The 20,268-nt window shown below is 59.9% G+C and carries 15 protein-coding genes and 1 pseudogene; 5 read left to right on the top strand and 11 right to left on the bottom strand.

The window, feature by feature from the left end; genetic code table 11:
• Positions 1-33: 33 nt before the first annotated feature.
• The 4 genes from LDH66_RS04915 to LDH66_RS04900 form a co-directional block, all read right to left on the bottom strand.
• Positions 34-174, bottom strand: a complete 141-nt coding sequence (locus tag LDH66_RS04915) for a hypothetical protein (protein WP_226479951.1) — start codon at positions 172-174, stop codon at positions 34-36.
• A 311-nt stretch (positions 175-485) separates the two neighbouring features.
• Entirely contained in the window at positions 486-1,667 is a 1,182-nt protein-coding gene (locus LDH66_RS04910; RefSeq protein WP_226479950.1) for a glycosyltransferase, read from the bottom strand.
• The gene (locus tag LDH66_RS04905) at positions 1,664-2,779 is read right to left on the bottom strand and encodes a glycosyltransferase (protein ID WP_226479949.1); all 1,116 of its coding nucleotides are present in this window, start codon (positions 2,777-2,779) and stop codon (positions 1,664-1,666) included. The genes LDH66_RS04910 and LDH66_RS04905 overlap by 4 nt, the downstream gene beginning before the upstream one ends.
• 410 nt (positions 2,780-3,189) lie before the next feature.
• A complete protein-coding gene (locus LDH66_RS04900) occupies positions 3,190-3,924 on the bottom strand; it encodes a polysaccharide lyase (RefSeq protein ID WP_226479948.1) in 735 nt (244 codons plus the stop codon).
• Between the two features lie 860 nt (positions 3,925-4,784).
• On the opposite strand from LDH66_RS04900, the pseudogene LDH66_RS23245 reads away from it, so the two are divergent.
• A pseudogene (locus tag LDH66_RS23245) lies at positions 4,785-5,210 on the top strand (DegT/DnrJ/EryC1/StrS family aminotransferase); the annotation flags it as partial.
• Between the two features lie 54 nt (positions 5,211-5,264).
• On the opposite strand, the gene LDH66_RS04890 reads toward LDH66_RS23245, so the two are convergent.
• The gene (locus LDH66_RS04890) at positions 5,265-5,720 is read right to left on the bottom strand and encodes a hypothetical protein (RefSeq protein WP_226480966.1); all 456 of its coding nucleotides are present in this window, start codon (positions 5,718-5,720) and stop codon (positions 5,265-5,267) included.
• A gap of 347 nt (positions 5,721-6,067) precedes the next feature.
• On the opposite strand from LDH66_RS04890, the gene LDH66_RS04885 reads away from it, so the two are divergent.
• The gene (locus tag LDH66_RS04885) at positions 6,068-7,786 is read left to right on the top strand and encodes a carbamoyltransferase family protein (RefSeq protein WP_226479947.1); all 1,719 of its coding nucleotides are present in this window, start codon (positions 6,068-6,070) and stop codon (positions 7,784-7,786) included.
• Between the two features lie 253 nt (positions 7,787-8,039).
• On the opposite strand, the gene LDH66_RS04880 is transcribed toward LDH66_RS04885, so the two are convergent.
• Positions 8,040-9,461 carry a polysaccharide lyase gene (locus LDH66_RS04880; protein WP_226479946.1) on the bottom strand — a complete coding sequence of 474 codons (1,422 nt, stop codon included), beginning with the start codon at positions 9,459-9,461 and terminating at the stop codon, positions 8,040-8,042.
• A gap of 755 nt (positions 9,462-10,216) precedes the next feature.
• Here LDH66_RS04880 and LDH66_RS04875 point away from each other — a divergent pair.
• Positions 10,217-10,936 carry a polysaccharide lyase gene (locus LDH66_RS04875; RefSeq protein ID WP_226479945.1) on the top strand — a complete coding sequence of 240 codons (720 nt, stop codon included), beginning with the start codon at positions 10,217-10,219 and terminating at the stop codon, positions 10,934-10,936.
• A 178-nt stretch (positions 10,937-11,114) separates the two neighbouring features.
• Here the strand turns inward: LDH66_RS04875 and LDH66_RS04870 are convergent, their stop codons facing one another.
• Positions 11,115-11,645, bottom strand: a complete 531-nt coding sequence (locus tag LDH66_RS04870) for a metal-dependent hydrolase (RefSeq protein ID WP_226479944.1) — start codon at positions 11,643-11,645, stop codon at positions 11,115-11,117.
• Between the two features lie 341 nt (positions 11,646-11,986).
• Complete coding sequence (locus LDH66_RS04865) at positions 11,987-13,492, bottom strand: hypothetical protein (protein WP_226479943.1); 1,506 nt, start codon at positions 13,490-13,492, stop codon at positions 11,987-11,989.
• Between the two features lie 753 nt (positions 13,493-14,245).
• Between LDH66_RS04865 and LDH66_RS04860 the strand changes: the two genes are divergently transcribed.
• Complete coding sequence (locus LDH66_RS04860; protein WP_226479942.1) at positions 14,246-14,677, top strand: hypothetical protein; 432 nt, start codon at positions 14,246-14,248, stop codon at positions 14,675-14,677.
• A 72-nt stretch (positions 14,678-14,749) separates the two neighbouring features.
• Here the strand turns inward: LDH66_RS04860 and larC are convergent, their stop codons facing one another.
• Positions 14,750-16,072: a nickel pincer cofactor biosynthesis protein LarC gene (gene larC, locus LDH66_RS04855; RefSeq protein WP_226479941.1), complete on the bottom strand. Its 1,323-nt coding sequence runs from the start codon at positions 16,070-16,072 to the stop codon at positions 14,750-14,752.
• Positions 16,073-16,285: 213 nt separating this feature from the next.
• Between larC and LDH66_RS04850 the strand changes: the two genes are divergently transcribed.
• Complete coding sequence (locus tag LDH66_RS04850; RefSeq protein ID WP_226479940.1) at positions 16,286-18,514, top strand: CDC48 family AAA ATPase; 2,229 nt, start codon at positions 16,286-16,288, stop codon at positions 18,512-18,514.
• Positions 18,515-18,747: 233 nt separating this feature from the next.
• Here LDH66_RS04850 and LDH66_RS04845 read toward each other — a convergent pair whose 3' ends face one another.
• Together LDH66_RS04845 and LDH66_RS04840 are read right to left on the bottom strand one after the other, a co-directional pair.
• Positions 18,748-20,007 (bottom strand): RNA-guided endonuclease InsQ/TnpB family protein, encoded by a 1,260-nt coding sequence (locus tag LDH66_RS04845; RefSeq protein WP_226479939.1) that lies wholly within the window; start codon positions 20,005-20,007, stop codon positions 18,748-18,750.
• 111 nt (positions 20,008-20,118) lie between these two features.
• Positions 20,119-20,268 (bottom strand): hypothetical protein, encoded by a 150-nt coding sequence (locus LDH66_RS04840; RefSeq protein ID WP_226479938.1) that lies wholly within the window; start codon positions 20,266-20,268, stop codon positions 20,119-20,121.

The following is a 20,268-nucleotide window of genomic DNA, read 5'->3' as shown; positions in this document are numbered from 1 at the left end:
CGGCGCGAAACCAGGTATTGATCGCTCCCGAGATTATTTCTCGAAAAGCGTCGCGATGCCTACCAACGCTATTCCGACGGCCAGCGCAACGAACCACGCTGTGCGAACGATATCGGTCGTTCCTGCGCCCTCCATTTCGAGCAAGACGTAGCTCTGAACGAGGAGGTACGCCATACTGCCGACGCCGAGGAGTACGACGGTCAGAATCGAGACTGAGAGTCGGTCACGCGAGCTCATCACACGAGGGAATACTCCGCTTCCGATTCGAATCGGTTGGTATCCGCATCATCGATTCGGCGACATAGCATTTATAATTGATCACCGGTCCACGTTCGGAAACCGAGTAACATAGGATTATTCGGGGCTCTCGATACCGGGCTATTACCGGGCCCCTTCGATCGCAAGGCCGAAAACGTCCGTCGAGCGGGATCGTTTTCACCCGTCGCACGAGTCGGCGAGGCGATGAAGCGTCCCCCGGCCGTTCGCTACTCCGGGAACAACGCCTGCTCGTACTCGTCCGCGATCGTCGCTACCGAGAAGTCCATCGCTCGCTCGCGCAGTATCGCTTCGTCGGGGGGATCGTCCAGCGTATCGATGATCGCCTCAGCGAGCGCGTCGGGATCGTTCGGTGGAACTAGCGGACCGACCCGACCCCCGTCGAGGATTTCAACCGGTCCGCTCGAGCAGTCGGTCGCTATGACCGGACACGTACAGGCCATCGCCTCGATCAGCGCTAACGGCAGCGCTTCGGTGATCGAAGAGAGAGCGAAAACCGATGCCCGTCGCATGTACGGATACGGGTTCGTCTCGCTACCGGGAAGCGAGACGTCATCTTCGAGGCCGAGCTCCTCGACGAGCGCTGTCAACTGGTCCCTCCGATCGCCTTCACCGATAATGACGAGTTTGGCGTCCCTGGTCGCCCGCACTCGTGCAAACGCACGTATGAGGTTCGCGTAGTCCTTATGCGGGTGGAGACGACCAACGCTCAGCACGACAGGGGGGGCGTCGTCACTGAACCACGGGTGATCGAGGGGCTCGTCCGCCCGTTCTAACAACCGTGGTGTCACGACCGGATTGTGTATCACCCGCATCGTGTCCATCGGCATCTCGAGGACAGTCGCGGCGTCCATCTTCGATCCCTCGGAGGCGACGACGATTTCGTCGGCGAACCGATACAGGTACTTCGAGAGCAGTATAATTGTACGGTATTTCAGCGTATCCGTAGTTTCTAAGTGATGCGAGAGCATCGCGTTGAGGCCGAGTATCGTTCGTATCTCCACTCCCGAGAGGCGACTAGCGATGAGCGCAACGAGGTTCGTGTGCGGTTTCCCCGAGAGAAGCGCTTCAGGTTCCGCTCGGCGAAGATAGCGGATCAGTGACGGGACGGCCGAGAAAACGCCGACTCCGGGGACGGCTGTCGGATCGAGATCGACGATACTGACCGCATCGGGAACTTCGGACAGGAACTCACCCTCCGATCGAGTGAGCACCAGGTCGACGGTATATCCGCGATCGTCCAACTCCTGGATCAGATTGAGCAACACTCGTTCGATCCCGCCGATTTCCATCGCGGTTTGAAAGACGGCGACGTGACCTTTCGATTCGCTTCGCCGGTGGTCGTTCCGACGTATCTGAGACGCCGTCGGTGATTTTCGCGTGTCGCTCATTGATCTGAGGTCGTATCGGAGATGGTTCGTTTTTCAGTCATAGCGGGTGGCGATACCGGTCGACCGGTGTAAACGCTGTACGTTCGGTCGGCGATCGTGTCCCAGTCGAACGTCAGTGCCCGTTCGTAATTTCGCCGTCCGAGTTCGTCGAGATCGGTCGAGAGTACGCGCTCGAGAGCGTCCTCGAGTCCGGACTCATCGTCGGAGTCGTAAAGCAACTCGTGCTGGTCGGCGAGAATTTCGGGCAGACACCCGTCTCGCGGAGCGACGATCGGATTCCCGAACGACATGGCGAGGAGTACGCTCCCGGAGGACAGAATATCCTCGAACGGTAGTACGACGACGTCGGCCGCGTTCATATACACTTGCACCTCCTCGACGGGGACGAACTCGAGGGCCGTTTCGACGCGGTCGTCGCGGCGTGCGACCGCACCGACCGAGCGCGCGACGTCGTCGTTCATCGGGTTGCCCGCGATGAGAAGTCGGACGTTCTCCTCGTCGATATGGGAAAACGTCTCGATCAGTTCGGGGACGCGCTTGTACGGCTTGATCGAGCCGAAAAACACGATGACGGTCGCACTCTCGGGGAGACCGAGGTTCTCGGTCGCCCCCTCGCCTGAAATCCGATTCTCGTAGGCATCGACGTAATTTCCGTGCGGAACCGTTGTCAGCTTCGAGGTGACGGAGTGCGGGAGATCGTAGACGGTTACGAGCTGATCTTTCGCCGACTCACAGTGGACGATGACATCGTCGAACAGATACCGGACGAGGTGACGTTTGAAGAATCGCTCGAGTCGCGGATCGCGGCGCTCGTGCTCGAGGAAGTTGTGTACCGTCCAGACGATTCTGATGCCAAGCAGTTTTGCGCAGATCACCGCGGCGATAAATACGGTCGCTTTGATAACCGACAATAGTCGGTTATCTGAGATTAGAAACCACGAGATCCAGTGCAAGTGGAGGACATCGGGGATTCCGTTTTCGAATACTGTTCGTACGATGTCTCTCGGATACCCGGTCGAGAACTGGACAGAGACGCCCCGTTGCTCGAGTGCGTCGCCTAACTCGTGGTGGTACGGATTGTTCTCGAAATACGGGAGGTGCAGTACTTTCATGCTGGTGATAGACGTGGTGATAGGATCTAACCGGATTTTCTCCGCCATCGAACGGATCGGACAGTAGCCTCCCGAACTGACCGAGCAGCGGGAGGTGGTTCTGTTACAGGGGAGTGAATCCCCCTGATCTCGATACGGCTTTGCCCCTTCCCCGACGCAACCCATCAGTCATCGCATCCTGAAACCGTAGGGAGACATCCTCGTCGATACGCACTCCCCTATTATCGGTGGGTCAATAAACATTTGTCCGGGAATCGATGATTTTTATAAATAATGCCATCTGTCGTTCCGAAATAGATCGGTCAAACCGGCACTCGCCGTCTCCTCACTACTAGTTGGCGTCTCCGACAGCCTTTCACCCGACCGGACAGCAAAGAGTCATCACCAGAGGGGGGATACCGACTGCTTCGCTACCCCTGAGGGTTATATACCGGCCTCCGAACCGTGAGACTGTCGAACAGTATTTCGTTGTTCGCCGGCGAGGTGGACATGCCACCCCAGTAAACGGTGAACCAGTAGTCTTCGATCTTTAACTCGGACGTCTCCCGAAACCGAATGTCCCGCCGGTCGTACGCTTTCTCTCCGTTCACCCACCCCGCGAGGACCCCGTTATTTCGTCCCGGATCGTTCAGTCGAATGTACTCATCGATTCGGTGCCACTGCCCCTTCGAAACGGAGCGGTCCCAGTGGAACAAATCGCCGAAGTAGCCGTCCATATCGGCGTGATACACGTAGTAATCGAGTCCGACTCTGTCGGAACCGTCGCGCCTAAATCCCATTCGTGCCGACCACCCGTTCGTTCCGTTGGATCGCCTCCCGCCCCACCCGCCGTTCTCGTAGGTTCCCGCCGGACCGGGAAGTTTGCCGACTTGATCCTCGGGATCGAACGATTCGGGGAAGTACACGTAGTAACTCGCCCAGAGCGATTCCGGTTCCCCCCACGACTCTTCCGAAAATGAGTAGTGGAGCGACGTTCCGTAGTGGGTTCCTTCCGGGATCTCGACGCGGAGCGAGCGTTCGTAGTAGGCCGGGTCGCTGGTCAGATAGACGTTTCCGATGGGATCGCTCTCGGTGAACTTGTCCGTCCAACTCCAGTCGCGGAAATCGACGTAGAGATCGGTGAACATCTCGATCCCTTCGGCCACCTCTACATCTTTCGGCGGATTAACGGCTTCCGGCGGATTGACATTTCTCGAGCCGTTCCCGTTTTCCGAATCGTTGCCGGCCTCTGAACCGGTGGTGCTCGAATTTCCGTCAGAGTCGTCCGACGTCATCGGATTGACTCTCTGTATGATAATTGCTAGGCTTCCCGCGACAACTCCGAAAATAGCGAGTACTTCTCGACGCGTTCCCTTCATACTATTTTATCGGGCCCGGATACTTCCGTCTCCGCCCCTACTAACTGTTCAGCGATTAAACCGATTGTCCCGCTTCAACCGGTATTTCGTTTCGTTCTATGTTTTATATAGGAAAAGTATCATAGGGTGGTAGTACTTTCCCTCGTTGCGCACAACCAGACTCCACGTTTACGGGTACGAAGCCCCATCGAAATTTGTTGGTTAGTTGATCATAACACAGTACTTCGCTTGTAGTTCTGAGTATCAGCATTGTTGCGGGCAGAGTCCTCGATTCGAACTCCAACAATCTACTACCGATATAAATAGCTTATTGCTATTTCCAAAGACTATCGAGCGGACCGGTTGTCAGTTATACGACATTGGCGGCTGATAACTGATAGCCCCTCAGGAAAGCCGTGGTTCAAGCCGTAAGACGCCCACAGTAGTCCTGTCGGGGTAATAGTGTATTAGAAACTCAGCTTCAAAATCAGTTCTGGCACGCGATTTAGTATATCTGCTACTAAGTAGCAACTGAACCTACTATCCGCTCACTATCACTTTACCCTCGGCTGAACGTTTTTAGTACTCTCTCTCACGACATTCTCGCTATTATATAACTGTGTACTAACACAGTCACTTATCCCTAATCGATTCCGTTTTCTCATGGAATGGTTGACCCGTTCCCAGCGAACCGCTCAGTCGCGTATACTGTGTCGGGAAGTGCGGCACTCGAGAAAATCGTGCAACGAGAGTCTCTGAGTGGGTCGAAAGTGCTCGTTCCAGCGTTTATCGATGAACCGTTTCTTCGACCGATTTGCGAACGGTACGAGATAGACCCCGTCTTTGTTGATGTCGATACGGACACGTATCATCTCGATTTCGATCGAGCGAAGTCCCACTTACGAGACGTCGACGCTGCGTTGGTTGTCCACGCGTTCGGATTGCCAGTCCCCATAGAGCGATGGGTCGACCGGTGTCGGGAGGAGGACGTCGTCTTGATCGAAGACTGCGCGAGGGCGCTCTGTGCACGGCGCGATGGCAGATCGGTCGGTGGGTTCGGTGACTACGCCATTTTTTCCCTGTCGAAAGTGTCGCCCTTGTTCACCGGTGGCGTTCTCGCGAGCGCACCGTCCCAGTCGGAAGTCGAACTAACGTCTCCCTCGATCAATATCGATCTGTTCGTGAAGTTCCTGTACACCGTACTTCCGGGGGAACTTCCACACAAGGAACGGATCAGGACGTCGTACGACCGGCTCATCGGTGACAGACACTACGTCACTCAGGAGACCGAACAGTATCTCCTGAACGGTGGAGAGGAGCCGTCCGTCCGACGACTCGACCCGCTCAACCAGTGGCTCTTCGATCGATACCTTCGACGGGAATTTCCGCGAGCGCTCGGGGAGCACCGATCGATCGCGACCTCCCTCCGGAGAGTACTCGAGACGTACGGCTTCGAGGTTCAGCCCGATACCGCCGGACGAGTCCACTACGTCCTTTCCGCGACCGCCCCCGGGGACCGCGACGCACTGATCGAATACCTCAGATCTCGAGGCAATTGCGTCCGAGCCATCTGGAACGAACCGTGGGGACTCGTCTCCGAGCATTCGGGCCCCCGACACCGCTATTCTGGGACGCGATTCCTGGCCGACAACATCGTCACGTTTCCGATCGCCGAGATGGATCACGATGATGTAACGAAATTAATTCGGGATCTTCGGACGTACTACGGGCCGCGCGCGGTGTCTCCTCGTTCACACTCCCCCGATCGTTCCCCGGAACTACGCCACGACTGATCGATTCGTTCGCTCTGAGATCCGCTCTTCTGCCGTTCCCTCGTCTTCGAGCGTCTTCGAAATCCGTCTGATATGTTCGTTCACCGGAGCGATAATTTCTCCGCTACCTATAACGGGTATTATATTTACGGGTGATTCAGAATACAGTTGGCCCAAACATGACACGATACTCGCTGGTGGTAAAGCCAGCCACGAATAGTTCGTTCGGGCGTCACGATCCCGGCGCTGTTCTCTTCGATCGAGAAGAACTCCTCTATGGCGTCGAAGAAGAGCGGTTTACACGGAATAAACACGCGGTAGACTCGTTTCCGACCAACGCTATTCAGGCCTGTCTGGACCACCGAGATCTGGAACTACCGGATGTCGATCGCATCGTCCTTCCGTACCGACGAGAACTCGAGCTCAATATCTGGCGGGGTATCGTCTCGAGAGACATTTCGAACGGGACGGTACTCGAGCGAGGGTATCGGCTCGGAAGAGACGTCAAACAACTCGGCGTTGACCGGTTTTTTCCCGTCCGCCAGTTCGAACGCCGACTCGAGGCGGAGTTCGGGACCCCGATTCCACCGATCGAGCGGTTCGCCCATCACGCCTGTCACGCTGCGAGTGCGTTTCATCCCTCCGGATTCGACCGTGCTATCGTCCTCACCATTGACGGACGGGGCGAGTACGACTCGACCGTCGTCTGGCGCGGCGATCGAACCGGGCTGACGCGACTCCGGACGTACGAGTTTCCGAACAGTCTCGGTTACTTTTACGCCGCCGTGACCGAGTTCCTCGGCTTTCGTGCGTTCAACGGCGAAGGAAAGGTCATGGGCCTCGCTCCGTACGGCGATGACAACCCTGCCATCGAACAGCGGCTCCGACAGATCATCGACACCGGCGTCGACTACGACGTTCGGAAGCTCACTCACGACGGCCACACGACCCGGGCCGCCGAACGGCTCGAGAAACTGTTCGGTCGATCGATGAAGGACCGCCCCGAGGAGTTCACGCAGTGGGAGAAAGACCTCGCATACACCGCCCAGAAGCTATTGGAGGAGATCGTGGTCGATATCGTCGAAGCGTCCTGTCGACGGGAAGGCATCGAGAACGTTGCGCTCGCGGGCGGCGTCGCTCTCAACTGCAAGATGAACAAGCGAGTGATGGAGTCTGCTGCCGTAGCGGACGTCTTTATTCAACCGGTCGCACACGACGCGGGACTCGCCGTGGGCGGCGGAATGGTCGACAAACGCCCCGGTGACGTGCCGGACATGTCGACGACGTACTGGGGGCCAGCGTATTCGACCGAGGAGATCGAAGCGCTCCTTCAGACGAACAAACTCGACTACGAGAGGCCCGATGATCTCGCACGCACCGTCGCAGAACGGATCGCCGACGGCGCGCTCGTCGGCTGGTTCCAGGGCCGACTCGAGATGGGGCCGAGAGCGCTCGGGAATCGAAGCATCCTCGCCGACCCCCGGTCCACCGAGTCGCGAGACCGGGTCAACCGCTACGTGAAACACCGGGAGGAGTGGCGACCGTTCGCGCCCTCCATGCTCGAGTCAGCCGTCGACGAGTATCTCGTCGACCCCGAGCCGGCACCCTATATGATCAAGACCTTCGACGTCAGGGACGACTCCCGCGACGAAATCGCGGCGGTTCTGCACCCGGGTGACGAGACGACCCGACCGCAGACCGTTCGTGAGGAACAGAACCCCCGGTACCACCGTCTCATCTCGGAGTTCGAGGCGATCACCGACGTTCCGGTTCTCCTGAATACGTCGTTCAACGACCACGGAGAGCCCATCGTTACGAGGCCGCGAGAGGCCCTGAAAGACTTCTACGGAATGGGCCTCGATCTCCTCGTTCTCGAGGATCTCCTCATCGAAAAATGAGTGGGGGCGATCGCCGCGATGGTCCGGTATCGATTCGGAGTCGATCGAGATGAAGGGCCGCAGGATCACCGAATCGGACAGAACGTCGTGCTCCGTCCGGCGAAGATTGCGGCCTGTCCGGGTAGAACCGCCGTCGGCCAATATTCGGTCACCGAATAGAATCGGTTTATTACCCGTGAATTAGGCTCGAGCGGCCTCTCGATCGAGACTCCGGCGAATCACAGGTCCCCTCGGAGAGGACATCCGGTACGCGCTACAGTATCTGGCCTTGCTCGGCCCAACACTGGTACTCGTCGGTGTAGATGGAGTACGTGTTGCTGGCCGTCGCGTTCCCGCCGTGATAGAAGTCGTGCCAGAACGCGTGAACCGGCAGATCGCTCGTGTCCCGCCATCGCCAATTCGAACGCGAGTACACTTCCTCGCCGTCGACCCACCCTTTCAGCACGCCGTCGTTCTCTCCCGGCGTGTTCAGATCGATGTACTGATCGATCTGATACCACTGCGAGCGGTTCAGCGTCACACCCCACCTTTCGTACGTCCCCCACCAATCCGGTTGGTCGACGTGGTAGACGTAGAAGCCGGGTTCGATGCCGCCGGACGCGGCGTGGTACGATCCTCGCGCCGACCATCCGTTGTAGCCGTCCGGCGCGGTCGTTCCGGAGAGGTTTCGGTTCGGATCACCGCTGAATCCGGGTGCCTTACAGTCGTCCTGTGGGTTCGTGTTCTCGCCGAAGTACACCCAGTAGCGTTGGTGTAGTTCCTCGGGCTGGTACCCGACCGCTCGATCCATCTCGATGTAACCGTGACCGCCGACGTGAGCTCCGCTCTGGGTCGTCGTCTGCAACGCCGCATCGTTCCCGCTGGGCGCCGTAGGAGACGTGACGGCCGTCATCGTGTCCATCCGCCAGCCGCTATCGAACGCTCCCGTTCCCGAACCGAACGTTTCCGTGAAGTCGGGTGCCGTCTCGCTAGAGGAGGTCGAATCGTCAGTCCACTCGTTCGGGTTCGGTGGTTCGTCGAGGAACAGGTCGCTGTCGACAACTTCCGTGCCGCCCCGTTCGACCCACATCGCGTCGGAGTCCTCGATCCAGATGGCGACGACCTCGCCGGTAACGTCGAACGCGTCGCCGTAGCCACCACCGGTGGCGCCGCCGGCGTGGATCACGTCGTCGCTGATCTGATCGATGAAGTCTCTCGACGACCACGTACCGCCCTCGATCCCCTGGCCGCTCGGCGATTCGTATCCCGCGTCGGTGAACTTCACTGCGAGTCCATCCGCACTGGGTTTGACGATCATCTCGTAAGAAGTGACCCCGGCACCGTTTCCAGTGATATATGCCCAAATCGGGCTTTTCGTCTCGTTTGATCCGTCGGACCCGTCGGACGTCGACGTGTCTTTCGGATATTCGCTCGGGGTCGGTGGTTCGTCGAGGAACAGGTCGCTGTCGACCACTTCTTCCCGGTCCTGTTCGACCCACATCATGTCGGAACTATCGATCCAGATGGCGACGACCTCGCCAGTGACGTTAAACGCGTCGCCGAAGCCTACGCCGGTAGCGCCACCGGCGTGGATCACGTCGTCGCTGATCTGGTCGATGAAGTCTCTCGACGACCACGTACCGCCCTCGATTCCCTGACCGCTCGGCGATTGGTATTCCGCGTTAGTGAACTCCACCGAGAGCCCATCGGTACTGCGCTGAACGATAAACTCGTAGTCAATGGCTTGAGCGCTTTCCTCGGTGATGAACGACCAAAGTGAGTTCCGAGAAGTACCGGAACTAGCGGCTGTAGCCGAGCCGGCGGCGAACGGGATCGAACCCGCACCGATCAGTTTCAAAAGCGACCGACGCCCGAAATTGTTCTTCGCCGCGCTCCGAAGACGAGTTATGTTGTTCGCTCTCCCCGCCTCCTCAGTACGGGCGTCGAGATCCGAGCTTCCGACCGCCGATCGTTTTGATGTGTCACGGTCCGTGTCCGTCTCCTTAGACATACACTCAACTTAGAGAGAGTCACAAAAAGATTTGAGAGTCATATGTGAAGGCTTTTTAAATAATGGGATATTTAATCTCAACATAACTGGCAGGAACGCGTATCGGCGAAAGCCGGCGGTCGCCTCTCCACTCGAGGGGAGAACGGTGATCGATGGTACTACTGCTGAGCGACGAACGGGGTCCGATTCGCCGTCGGGAATTCGTGGGTGAGAAAGACCGGTTCGAACACGGTCCTCGGCGTTACTCCCTGACAACACTATCTATTGGGCGTCTGGGGCGGGCGGTTTCACTGGGGATGAACGGCGAGGTATCACGGATTGCGTGGCCCAGGGCCACGATTCCTCGCCGAACCGTGCCGGCTATTGGGCTGCGTTACGTGTCAACTATCGAATGGTCCAGAAGATTGACGACGGGGTAGCCGATAGAGGGCCACGATACAATGACCCTCATCTCGTTCAACGAACAGAACGTACTCGAATCGTTTTCCGAGCGGTTCCACGATGACCACGTGTCGATCGAAGCGGGCCCCGCGTCCGAATCGAACTCCGAATCCGATTCCACAGCGTGTGAAGTGTTCTTCCCGTCGGGGTCACATTACGGCGCGGACCTCAGTTACGGCCTCGAGGAGACGGAGCCGGAATCGATGTATGCGTCGTACTGGCTGTACCTCGACGAGACGTTCCAGCCGGCGACCGACGGGAAACTCCCCGGGTTCGCCGGACGGTACGCAGGAACGGAGCGGGAAGGTGGGTGGGGGAGTCGGGTGACCGATGGTACGAACGGGTGGTCGGCCCGCGGCGTCTTCGATACGCCGGACGACGACGGAAATATCAGGATCGGAAACTACGTCTACCACGTCGGGATGGACACGTACGGGTCGCACGCGTGGTGGGACACGTCCCTCGAGACGGAACGCTGGTATAAAATCGACCAGTACATCGAGTTGAACACGCCGGGTGAGAGCGACGGTGTGTTGCAAGGGTGGGTCAATCAGAACCGCGTCTACAACAGTGACGACTGGCACTGGCGCGACACGGAGGACATTCGTATTCAGGAGTTCTGGTGCAATTTCTATCACGGGAACACGGACCCCGCACCCCAGGATATGACCGCTTACATGGACAAGTTGCATATCGAAGACGAGCGGAATCAGTCGTAGTCGGCGATCGCGTCCTTCCGGTCCCGAGGCACAACCGCCTCTACGCGATCAGCAGTCGAGTCTTCCCCCAAGGGAACCGTCGTCCCTCCGACGGGTGTCCCGAGAGCTCACGGGAGAGCGCTGATCGGGGCCGAGTATCACGAAAACTGATCGGACCATGGCCGTCACAGCAGACCCGTTACCTGTTCAACAGTCGATTGCGCACGGACTGAGCGTATCCGAGCCCCGGCAGACCGTCGGCGATCCAGAGGACGGCGACGGCGATTCCGACCGCGAGTTCGGCCGAACTGAAGTAGACGGAGGGCGGCCAGAGCGGCGGTCGCGAAGCGTATTGCGGCGGCGCTAACAGGGGCCAGACCAGGAAGGTCACCCATTCGGGTCCGTCTCGGAGCGCCGGTATCGCGTCGGTAGCGAGATGTGAGAGGTACCCGACGGCGAACCCTTCGCCGGCGGCTGATCGGTTACGCCGTCGGAGCCAGTGATCGACGAGTAACACGAGTGGGACAGCAAATAGCAGTGAGTGAGCGAGCGACCGACTCGACGAAAGGATACCGAACGACCAGGCCAGCGGTTTATCGATCAAGTCCGGTACTTGCGACCCGACGACGAGCCACGGTATCGACACATCTGACGGGACGTCGCCGTGCCACGCCCGTCGGAGGAGCGAGAACGCCAAGTAGCCGACTGCAACATGTCCAGGTGGCAACATCGGATACCGATACCACACGCTTTCAATTATAGCTCCTACCAGCAGGTTCGTCTCGGATACGACCCGTCGCGCCCTTCGGAACGAGCGAGTCAGAAGAAACGGATCCCGCCGACGAGTCGTCCCTCTCGCATCGACACCGCGTATCACGCCCGGAGTCGGCCGCGCCTCGTCCGATCGAAAGCGTCAGCGATGCACGGACGTCATCACCGGGAGCACGTGGTTTCCAACGGACAGAAGCGGTTCTCGAGAACACATCGAACTGCTCGTAGAGCGGCTCCAAAAGAAACGGAACTGTCAGTCACGTCGGTCGAAAACCGACCGTGTGACGGACTGCGATTGCGTTACGCGCCAACCCAGGTGTTCGTCGAGGCGACGGACGTGAGCTGGACGTTCTCGTTCTCTTGGAGGCTCACCTGCGAACTCCCGGCACTCCCGCCGTCCTCGGCGATCGCGACGGAGGTGTGCTGTTCGTTCAGGTTCTCCTGGGTGATGAACTGACTCTGTTCGATGGCTGCACTCGCCTGCTGTTCGACGTCGTTCGTCTGCGTGGCGTTACCGGCGTAATCGTACGACATGCCGGGGTTGGCCATGCCCGCGTTTCCGTCGACCGTCACGGTCGTACTCGAGGTTCGCGTGACGTCGTCGGAGACGTAGCCCGGGCTCGCGTAGACGTTCAGCGCGTCCGCGTAGCCGACCTGTGCGTTGTAGTTCTGCTGGTAGGCCAGCTGGATCGCGGTGGATTCGCTGTTGTTCTGGGCGATCGCCAGGGCGCTGTTCTGGAGGTTGATGTTCCGCTGTTCGACCTCCTGATCCTGAGCCACGCCGGCGGTTGCGGTCTGCTCGGCACCGTCGTCGGATTTCTTGTCCGGCTTGTGGACCTCAGTCTCGGTCGACAGGGTCTGACTGTCGACGTCGCCCGCGGTCGCGACGTTCATCCCGGCGGCCGACGCCATCAGGTTCGAGGCGCTGGCGCTCCCGATCTGTTCGTTGAGGTTGCTCTGATCGGTGAACTGGATCGCCGTGGCGGTACTGTTCTCGCCGATCGCGATGGCGACGGCACCGCCCTGTTCGTTGACGTTCGTCTGATCGACGTCCTGTGACTGCTCGAGCAGTGCGCTCGCACCTTGGCCCGCGTCCGTGTCGTGGCTATCGCCTTTCTTGTCCTTCTTGTGACCGAATTCACCGTCACCGAGGTAGACGTTGGACGCGTTGGCCATACCTTCCTGGAGGTTCTCGTTTCGCTGGTAGGACTGCTGGAGCGCGGTCGCCTCGCTGTCGTCCATCGCGAACGCGAAGGCAGTGCTCTGGTTGTTGTAGTTGACCTGTCCGACCGCCTGGGACTGAGCCACGCCGGCGACGGCCTCCTGCGTGACCGTCTCGTCGTCACCCTTCTTGTCCTTGACCGCCCAGCCGTCGAACTGCTGGTCGCCGCCGTTGCCGATGATGACGTTGACGGTCCCCACGTCCTCGAACTGGGTTTCCGCGCTCTCGACGTTGCGGCTCTCGGCGGTCACCTCACCGCTCTGGACGTTGTCGTTCTCTTGGTTGGCCTCCTGGATGGCGGTCGCCTCGCCACCGTCGATCGCGATCGACACCGCGGAGCCCTGTTCGTTGATGTTTACCTGGTCGACGTCTTGGTGCTGAATGATCTCAGCGGCGGAGCCGCTCGTGCCCTCCGCGTGCTCGTCGACGTACTCTTCGAGCGACTGGCCGTCGAGGTCGGCACCGAAGATCAGATACAGTTCCTCACCGTCCTCGAGTGCGTGTACTGTTCCGGCGTCCAATTCTCCCTCCCCACCCGCGGTAGCGGCCGGTACACCGGCTGCCACCATGGACAGGGCGATCATACAGGCCATAAGGATTGTCGTAGCTCGTGAGCGTCTCGTTGTAGTGTTTGTCATTGATCGTGTGATCTGTATCGTGATGGTCTTTCGTTTCTGAGTCTCTGCGACGCAAACCATCCTATCCGCATGAGTCCCTTTGTTATCGACAGGTTGGAAGCAGTATGAAGCGGCCTATGGATCCGAAGGCCACTACTTCCGGAGAGAAACCGGCGACTTCCGGGGCCGATTCCGGAACGGAATTCCGCGACCGGAACCGTCTTGTAGCCGATTAGGGCCTATCCTGACAGCGGTTTATCAAAGGAGTGAAGACTGTAACGACGTACTAATAGTTTTGGCGATCGAATTCGACCATTAGCGCGTCACGGTCGCGTTTCAATCGTTACACAGGAGAGATTTCGGGGACGGAGCGGCGAAGCGCTCTAGGTGAAACACAACTGAAAAATTCGATAGCGTCGTCGAAACGACAACAATTTTCGACCGGGCGCAACTGAACGTTTTCCCTGAGACGATAAGCATCCCCATCAGGCGCTCTAATGCCGCTATTCGCCCCGAAACCGTTTGCCGGGTTCAAATAGGTCCCCGTGATGAGTAGCGACTGGGCAACGCGCCACGGCGGGGAGTGACCGGGAGGAGGCAGCCTGTTCGCGATGAGCAACAGCGCTGTCTGACGAGGAGTTTCTCTCCTCGAGGGGCACTCTCCGCTCCGTTGTGGTCGTACGCGTGGTGCCCGACCGAAACACGGTGACCGAAACCACTATGAAACGCGCACTCACGCTCGCACTGACGGTAGCACTGATCGGCGGCCTCATGTTCACAGCGGCCGCAGGAACTGCAGCAGCACAGCCTGACGCCGACGCCGACGCAGACGCCGACTCTTATGTCGATGACGTGAACCAGACCTCGTCCGCGACGACCAACATCGCCGTCGATCAGAGTAACAGCAACTCTCAGACGCAGGTCGCGAGTTCGTACAGTAGTTCCGGCCACAGCTACGCCGAGACGAACGCGTACCAGCAGCAGGACGTCGACCAGACGAACAACGCCAACGTCGAGGACACGACCACGGTCTCCTCGAACAGCATCGACGCTAGTTCCGATGCCGATGCCGACGCTGACGCGACCGATGACGACGAATTCAACACCGACATCGACTTCGACGACATCAACTTCGACGACGTCTTCAACTGATTAGCGCGAAGACCGCTATTATTTTTTAGACGACAGACAGCCGAGTCACAACTCTCTACACACCAGAATTGGTTAGTAATTTCTGCTACTTTCAGCCGGTGATTTAACTGCGACTTCTGCTCGGCGAAGCACGTCTCGAGTCGCCAATCCAGTTTCCTGCGCGACCTCTTTTGCATCGTCGTACTCCGCGCTCACGTCGTAGACCTCCCCGCCGGCATCGCTCGCGATCTTCACGGTGACCTCGTACTCCTCGCCGTCGATCTCGAGCGTCACGGTCTCGAACTCTCGGTCCGCGATCCATCGATGCGTCACACCCGTGTCGCGAACCCCGAGCGTTCCGGTCTCTTCGGCCAATCGCCGAGCGATCCGTTCTCGATCCGCAGGCTTGCAGATGACCTTCACGAGGTGGCCGGGCCGGGACTTCTTCATCGTCGCGGGGAGAACAGAAACGTCTCGCGCGCCCGCATCCGCGAGAGTCTCCTGCAGTCCGCCCAGCACTTCGGGCGTCGCGTCGTCGAGGTTCGTCTCGAGGACCGCGATATCGTCTTTGACGAGAGTTCCCTCACCGGTACCGACCAGCACCCGCAGGACGTTCGGATGCGGATCGAGGTCGTAGCCGCCCGCGCCGTTGCCCGAGGCCTCGAGGTCGAGCGCGGGCAGCGAGTCGACGCCGTCGGCGACGTGGCCCAGAATCGCCGCGCCGGTGGGCGTGAGCAGTTCCGCGTCGACCGGCCCGCCGCGCAGCGACCAGTCGGCGCGTTCGGCGATCTCGATGACCGCTGGCGTCGGAACGGGATACTCGCCGTGGCTCATCGTCACCGTCCCGCCGCCGGTCGAAAGCGGCGTCGTCACGACGCGATCGGGGTCGAGATCGTGGAGCAGGGCCGCCACGCCGACTACGTCCGCGATGGCGTCGTCGGCCCCGACCTCGTGGAAGTGAATCTCCTCGAGAGACTCGCCGTGGACGCTCGCCTCGGCCTCGCCGAGCAACTCGAAGATCGCGAGCGCGTCGCGTTCGACCGCCGGGTCGAGGTCCATGTCGGCGACGATCTCGCGGACCTCGAGATAGCTCCGATGGGGGCCGTGGCCCTCGGCTCGAACGCCGTCGCGGGTGTCACCAGTGTGGTCGTCGTTCTCGTGATCGTGGTCGGCGTGATCGTGGTCGGCGTCAGACTCCTCGTGTGCGCATGAACGAACGCCCTCCGCATCCGTCAGGAACACGTCGACGGCCGTCGCGGCGATACCGCTCTTTACTGCGTCGTCGATCCGATATTCGACCTCGAGGGCCTCGGTCACGGGCTCGAGGGCGTCGGGATCGCCACCGGCGTCGAGGAGCGCGGCGAGGAGCATGTCGCCGCTGGCACCCATCCGGCCGTCGAAAGCGAGGACTCGCATACCTCCGTTCTCGGAGCGGAAGACGCAAAAATCCACCTCTCCTAGCCCGCGTCTGTGCGGTGTCGGTAGGGCCAAAACCAACCGAGGCCGGTACATCTTTGTAGCGTCCCGCCTTATCTGAGTGTGGTAGCCACTAGCACAGGAAATGACTCACACTAGCAAAAAACCTATCCGCGCACGAATCGGAGTCATTGACATCGCCGTCCCTAAAATATGAACGAAGTTCAACTCGAGGTTGCGAAGGCGTACCCGAACGACTCGGGTCGTGGTATCGCCCGACTCGACCCGGACACGCTGTTGCATCTGAAGCTGAGTCCGGGCGACATCATCGAAATCGAGGGTGCAGATACGACCGCCGCGAAGGTCTGGCGCGCAGACCGGCAGGACTGGAACACTGACACCGTCCGCATCGACGGCTTCACTCGGCAGAACGCCGACGTGGGCATCGGCGAACGGGTGACGATCCGGAAAGCGGAAGCGACGAAGGCCGACAAGCTGGTACTCGCACCGCCGGAAGAGGCGTCGGTCCAGTTCGGCTCCGACGCCGCTGGCATGGTGAAACGCCAGATCCTGAAGCGGCCCGTGGTCGGCCGAGACATCGTTCCGGTAATGAGCTCGACGAACCATCCGTTCATGCGATCGCCCGGCCAGGCGATCCCACTCATAGCCGTCGAGACCGAACCGGAGGGTGTCGTTCTCATCACCGAAGACACCGACGTCGAACTCCGTGAAGAGCCCATCTCGGGCTTCGAGAAGACCGGAGGCGGGATCACATACGAGGACATCGGCGGCCTGCAAAACGAGATCCAGCGGGTCCGGGAGATGGTCGAGCTCCCGATGAAGCATCCCCAGATCTTCAAGAAGCTCGGCATCGAGCCGCCACAGGGCGTGCTCCTGCACGGGCCGCCGGGCACCGGGAAGACCTTGCTCGCCAAGGCCGTCGCCAACGAGACCTCCGCCAGTTTCTTCTCTATCGCCGGGCCGGAGATTATCTCGAAGTACTACGGCGAGTCCGAACAGCAACTCAGGGAGATCTTCGAGGACGCCACCGAGGAGTCACCGTCGATCATCTTCATCGACGAACTCGACTCGATCGCCCCGAAACGCGAAGACGTCACCGGCGAAGTCGAACGCCGGGTCGTCGCCCAACTGCTGACGATGATGGACGGCCTCGAGTCTCGAGGCCAGGTCATCGTCATCGCAGCGACCAACCGCGTCGACAGCGTTGATCCCGCACTGCGCCGTCCCGGCCGCTTCGACCGCGAGATCGAGATCGGCGTCCCCGACGAGACGGGTCGCGAGGAGATCCTGCAGATCCACACCCGCGGCATGCCGCTGTCCGACGACGTCAGCCTCGGTCACCTCGCCGACGAGACCCACGGCTTCGTCGGTGCCGACATCGAGAGCCTGACGAAGGAAGCCGCGATGAAGGCGCTCCGGCGCTACCTGCCGGAAATCGATCTCGACGAGGAGGACATCCCGCCGAGCCTGATCGATCGGATGATCGTCAAGCGCGAGGACTTCCGCGGCGCGCTCAACGAGGTCGAACCGAGCGCGATGCGGGAAGTCCTCGTCGAGCTCCCGAAGATCTCCTGGGACGATGTCGGCGGGCTTCAGGACGCCAAAGATCAGGTCCAGGAGTCAGTCGAGTGGCCGCTCTCGAGCCCCGAGCGGTTCGACCGGCTGGGCGTCGATCCGCCGGCCGGTGTCCTGCTGTACGGCCCGCCCGGCACCGGGAAGACGCTCATGGCGAAAGCCGTCGCCAACGAGACCAACGCGAACTTCATCTCGGTGCGCGGCCCGCAGCTCCTCTCGAAATGGGTCGGCGAGTCGGAGAAGGCCATCCGGCAGACCTTCCGCAAGGCCCGACAGGTCTCGCCGACGGTCATCTTCTTCGACGAGCTCGATGCGCTCGCGCCCGGCCGAGGCGGTGAGACCGGCTCGAACGTCTCCGAGCGAGTCGTCAACCAGCTCCTGACGGAGCTCGACGGGCTCGAGGAGATGGGCAACGTGATGGTCATCGGCGCGACCAACCGGCCGGACATGATCGACCCCGCACTGCTGCGCTCGGGGCGGTTCGACCGGCTGGTCATGATCGGCGAGCCCGATGTCGACGGCCGCGAACGCATCCTCGAGATCCACACCGAGGATACGCCGCTGGCCGCCGACGTCACCCTGCGCGAGATCGCCGAGATCACGGACGGCTACGTCGGCAGTGACCTCGAGTCGATCGCCCGCGAGGCCGCCATCGAGGCGCTGCGCGAGGACGAGGAGGCCGACATCGTCGAGATGCGTCACTTCCGACAGGCCATGGAGAACGTCCGGCCGACGATCACCGACGACATCCTCGACTACTACGAGCAGATCGAAGAGGAGTTCCAGGGCGGCACGAGCGGCCCCGATCCGACGGGCCGTCGCGGCAGCCGCATCGGCTTCCAGTAGTCGCGATCGTCGCCTTCGGATCCGAATCCGCGCTCGATTGCAGTTGCACTTCGTTTTTTCGTCGATATCGAGCGTCTTGAGGGCTGCGTGCAACTCGCGCAGCGAGTCGACGGCGGAGAACGACTGTGATCGTCTCGATACGAACCGCTTTCCAAGTAAACTACCCCACCCTACTCCCTCGGCGCTACACGCCTCAGTCCTTGAGGGTGGGCTTTGATGTGGACTCCCGGTGATTAGTCGCCAGCAATAGGCTGGTGACTCTCGCCGTTCAACGTCCCACCATTTATACGCACGTTTACTGGTGCGTCTCCGCCCCCCGACTTGGGCGAGGAACGGAGTTTGTGCTGTCGCTTCCGAGCGTACCGCGTCCCGATATTCTTCGCGGCGTTGTAGTCCGCGTTCACCTTGTATCCGCACTTCTGGCAGTGAAAGTGTTCGCCGTGGCGGTTGTCGTCGTGTGTGAATCCACAGTCCGTCCGAGAACAGCGTTGAGACGTGTAGTTCGGCTTGACTTGTTCCACGGAGACACCCCTCTCAGGTGCCTTGTAGGAGACGTACTCGAACAGGCGTCGGAACGCCCACACGTGGTGCCACTTCGCTTGCGGAACCCGCTCTCGAATGTCGGTCAACTCCTCGAACACGATTACGTCGCAATCGTGGTCGACGGCTTCCGCGACAATTTCGTTGGCGACCGTGTGGATGTACTGTTTCCGCCATGCTTCTTCTCGCTTTCCGAGTCGAAGTATGGCGTTGTGCGCGGGTTGTGTCCCGCGCTGTTGCATCTCCCCCCGTCGTTTCTCGAACTCGCGGCACCAGTGATCGTAGTCGTCTCCTTGCCAGAAGCGTCCAGTGGATGAGACGGCGAGACTGTTGACACCGAGGTCGATACCGAGGACTGTTTGGTGCTCAGGATCTTCCGAAACCTCTACGTCGTCATCGCCGTCTCCTTCAGAGTCGTACTTCCGCGTGGTTATGTGGAAGTAGAACTCGTCGTCCACTGCGTCATACTGGAGCGTGCTCGCACGGAACTCGAACTCCTTGGACAGCACGTACCGCTCGTATGGTGTTGGACTGTCCGAGGGAAGTTCAAAATCACACTCGACGCGACCGTTGACAGTCGAGAGCGAGACTTTGTTCCGGTAGAACGTGGCACTCCGCTTGTCGTAAAGCATACTCCACGACGTGAACTCCGGTTGGCTCACCCGCTTCCCCTTTTTCCACCGTTCGACGCATCCGTTAACAGCTTGGACGGCGCGCCGGATGGCTTCTTGAACGAGGTTCGAGGTGAGGTCAGTTTCTTCGCGGAGTTCATCGTAGAGCGCGTCGCGTGCGGTCGTGTTGGCCGTGACGCACTCTGTGTAGGAGGCGTCGGACCAACAGAACTCGGCAGCACGGTTGGCACAGTGAAGGAATTGCCGGGCGGATTCGTGGAGGTCGTCACGTCGCTCGTCGGGAACGACGAGTTTGACGGGTGCGGTACGCCGGACCTCCATGTTTCAGATGTAGGGAGAATGGTTCTTAAACGCTCGGGAGTCGGTTCGTTGCAGTGTGCCGGTTGTGGCGTCCTATGTCGGTTTCCTCACCGGCCTACTCGCTCACTACGTTCACTTCTTGAGGCCGGAGGCTCCACCTCGAATTATGCTGAACTCATCATCGGCATCGCGTTCGGGCTGGTACTCGGAATCGGCCCCGCGGTCGCCGCCGGTCTCCTCGGTGCCGTAGGGGCTCCCGCGATCGGCGAGCGTCGCGATCAC

The sequence above is a fragment of the Natrinema amylolyticum genome (assembly GCF_020515625.1).
GTDB lineage: Archaea > Halobacteriota > Halobacteria > Halobacteriales > Natrialbaceae > Natrinema > Natrinema amylolyticum.
The sequence above is the reverse complement of the archived record's forward strand: the minus strand, read 5'-3'. Positions and strand labels throughout refer to the sequence as shown.

Coding starts and splice junctions, on each gene's coding strand:
- LDH66_RS04915 (WP_226479951.1), bottom strand. CDS start 174: ATGGCGTACCTCCTCGTTCAGAGCTACGTCTTGCTCGAAATGGAGGGC.
- LDH66_RS04910 (WP_226479950.1), bottom strand. CDS start 1,667: ATGAGCGACACGCGAAAATCACCGACGGCGTCTCAGATACGTCGGAAC.
- LDH66_RS04905 (WP_226479949.1), bottom strand. CDS start 2,779: ATGAAAGTACTGCACCTCCCGTATTTCGAGAACAATCCGTACCACCAC.
- LDH66_RS04890 (WP_226480966.1), bottom strand. CDS start 5,720: ATGCTCGGAGACGAGTCCCCACGGTTCGTTCCAGATGGCTCGGACGCA.
- LDH66_RS04885 (WP_226479947.1), top strand. CDS start 6,068: ATGACACGATACTCGCTGGTGGTAAAGCCAGCCACGAATAGTTCGTTC.
- LDH66_RS04875 (WP_226479945.1), top strand. CDS start 10,217: ATGACCCTCATCTCGTTCAACGAACAGAACGTACTCGAATCGTTTTCC.
- LDH66_RS04870 (WP_226479944.1), bottom strand. CDS start 11,645: ATGTTGCCACCTGGACATGTTGCAGTCGGCTACTTGGCGTTCTCGCTC.
- LDH66_RS04865 (WP_226479943.1), bottom strand. CDS start 13,492: ATGATCGCCCTGTCCATGGTGGCAGCCGGTGTACCGGCCGCTACCGCG.
- LDH66_RS04860 (WP_226479942.1), top strand. CDS start 14,246: ATGAAACGCGCACTCACGCTCGCACTGACGGTAGCACTGATCGGCGGC.
- larC (WP_226479941.1), bottom strand. CDS start 16,072: ATGCGAGTCCTCGCTTTCGACGGCCGGATGGGTGCCAGCGGCGACATG.
- LDH66_RS04850 (WP_226479940.1), top strand. CDS start 16,286: ATGAACGAAGTTCAACTCGAGGTTGCGAAGGCGTACCCGAACGACTCG.
- LDH66_RS04845 (WP_226479939.1), bottom strand. CDS start 20,007: ATGGAGGTCCGGCGTACCGCACCCGTCAAACTCGTCGTTCCCGACGAG.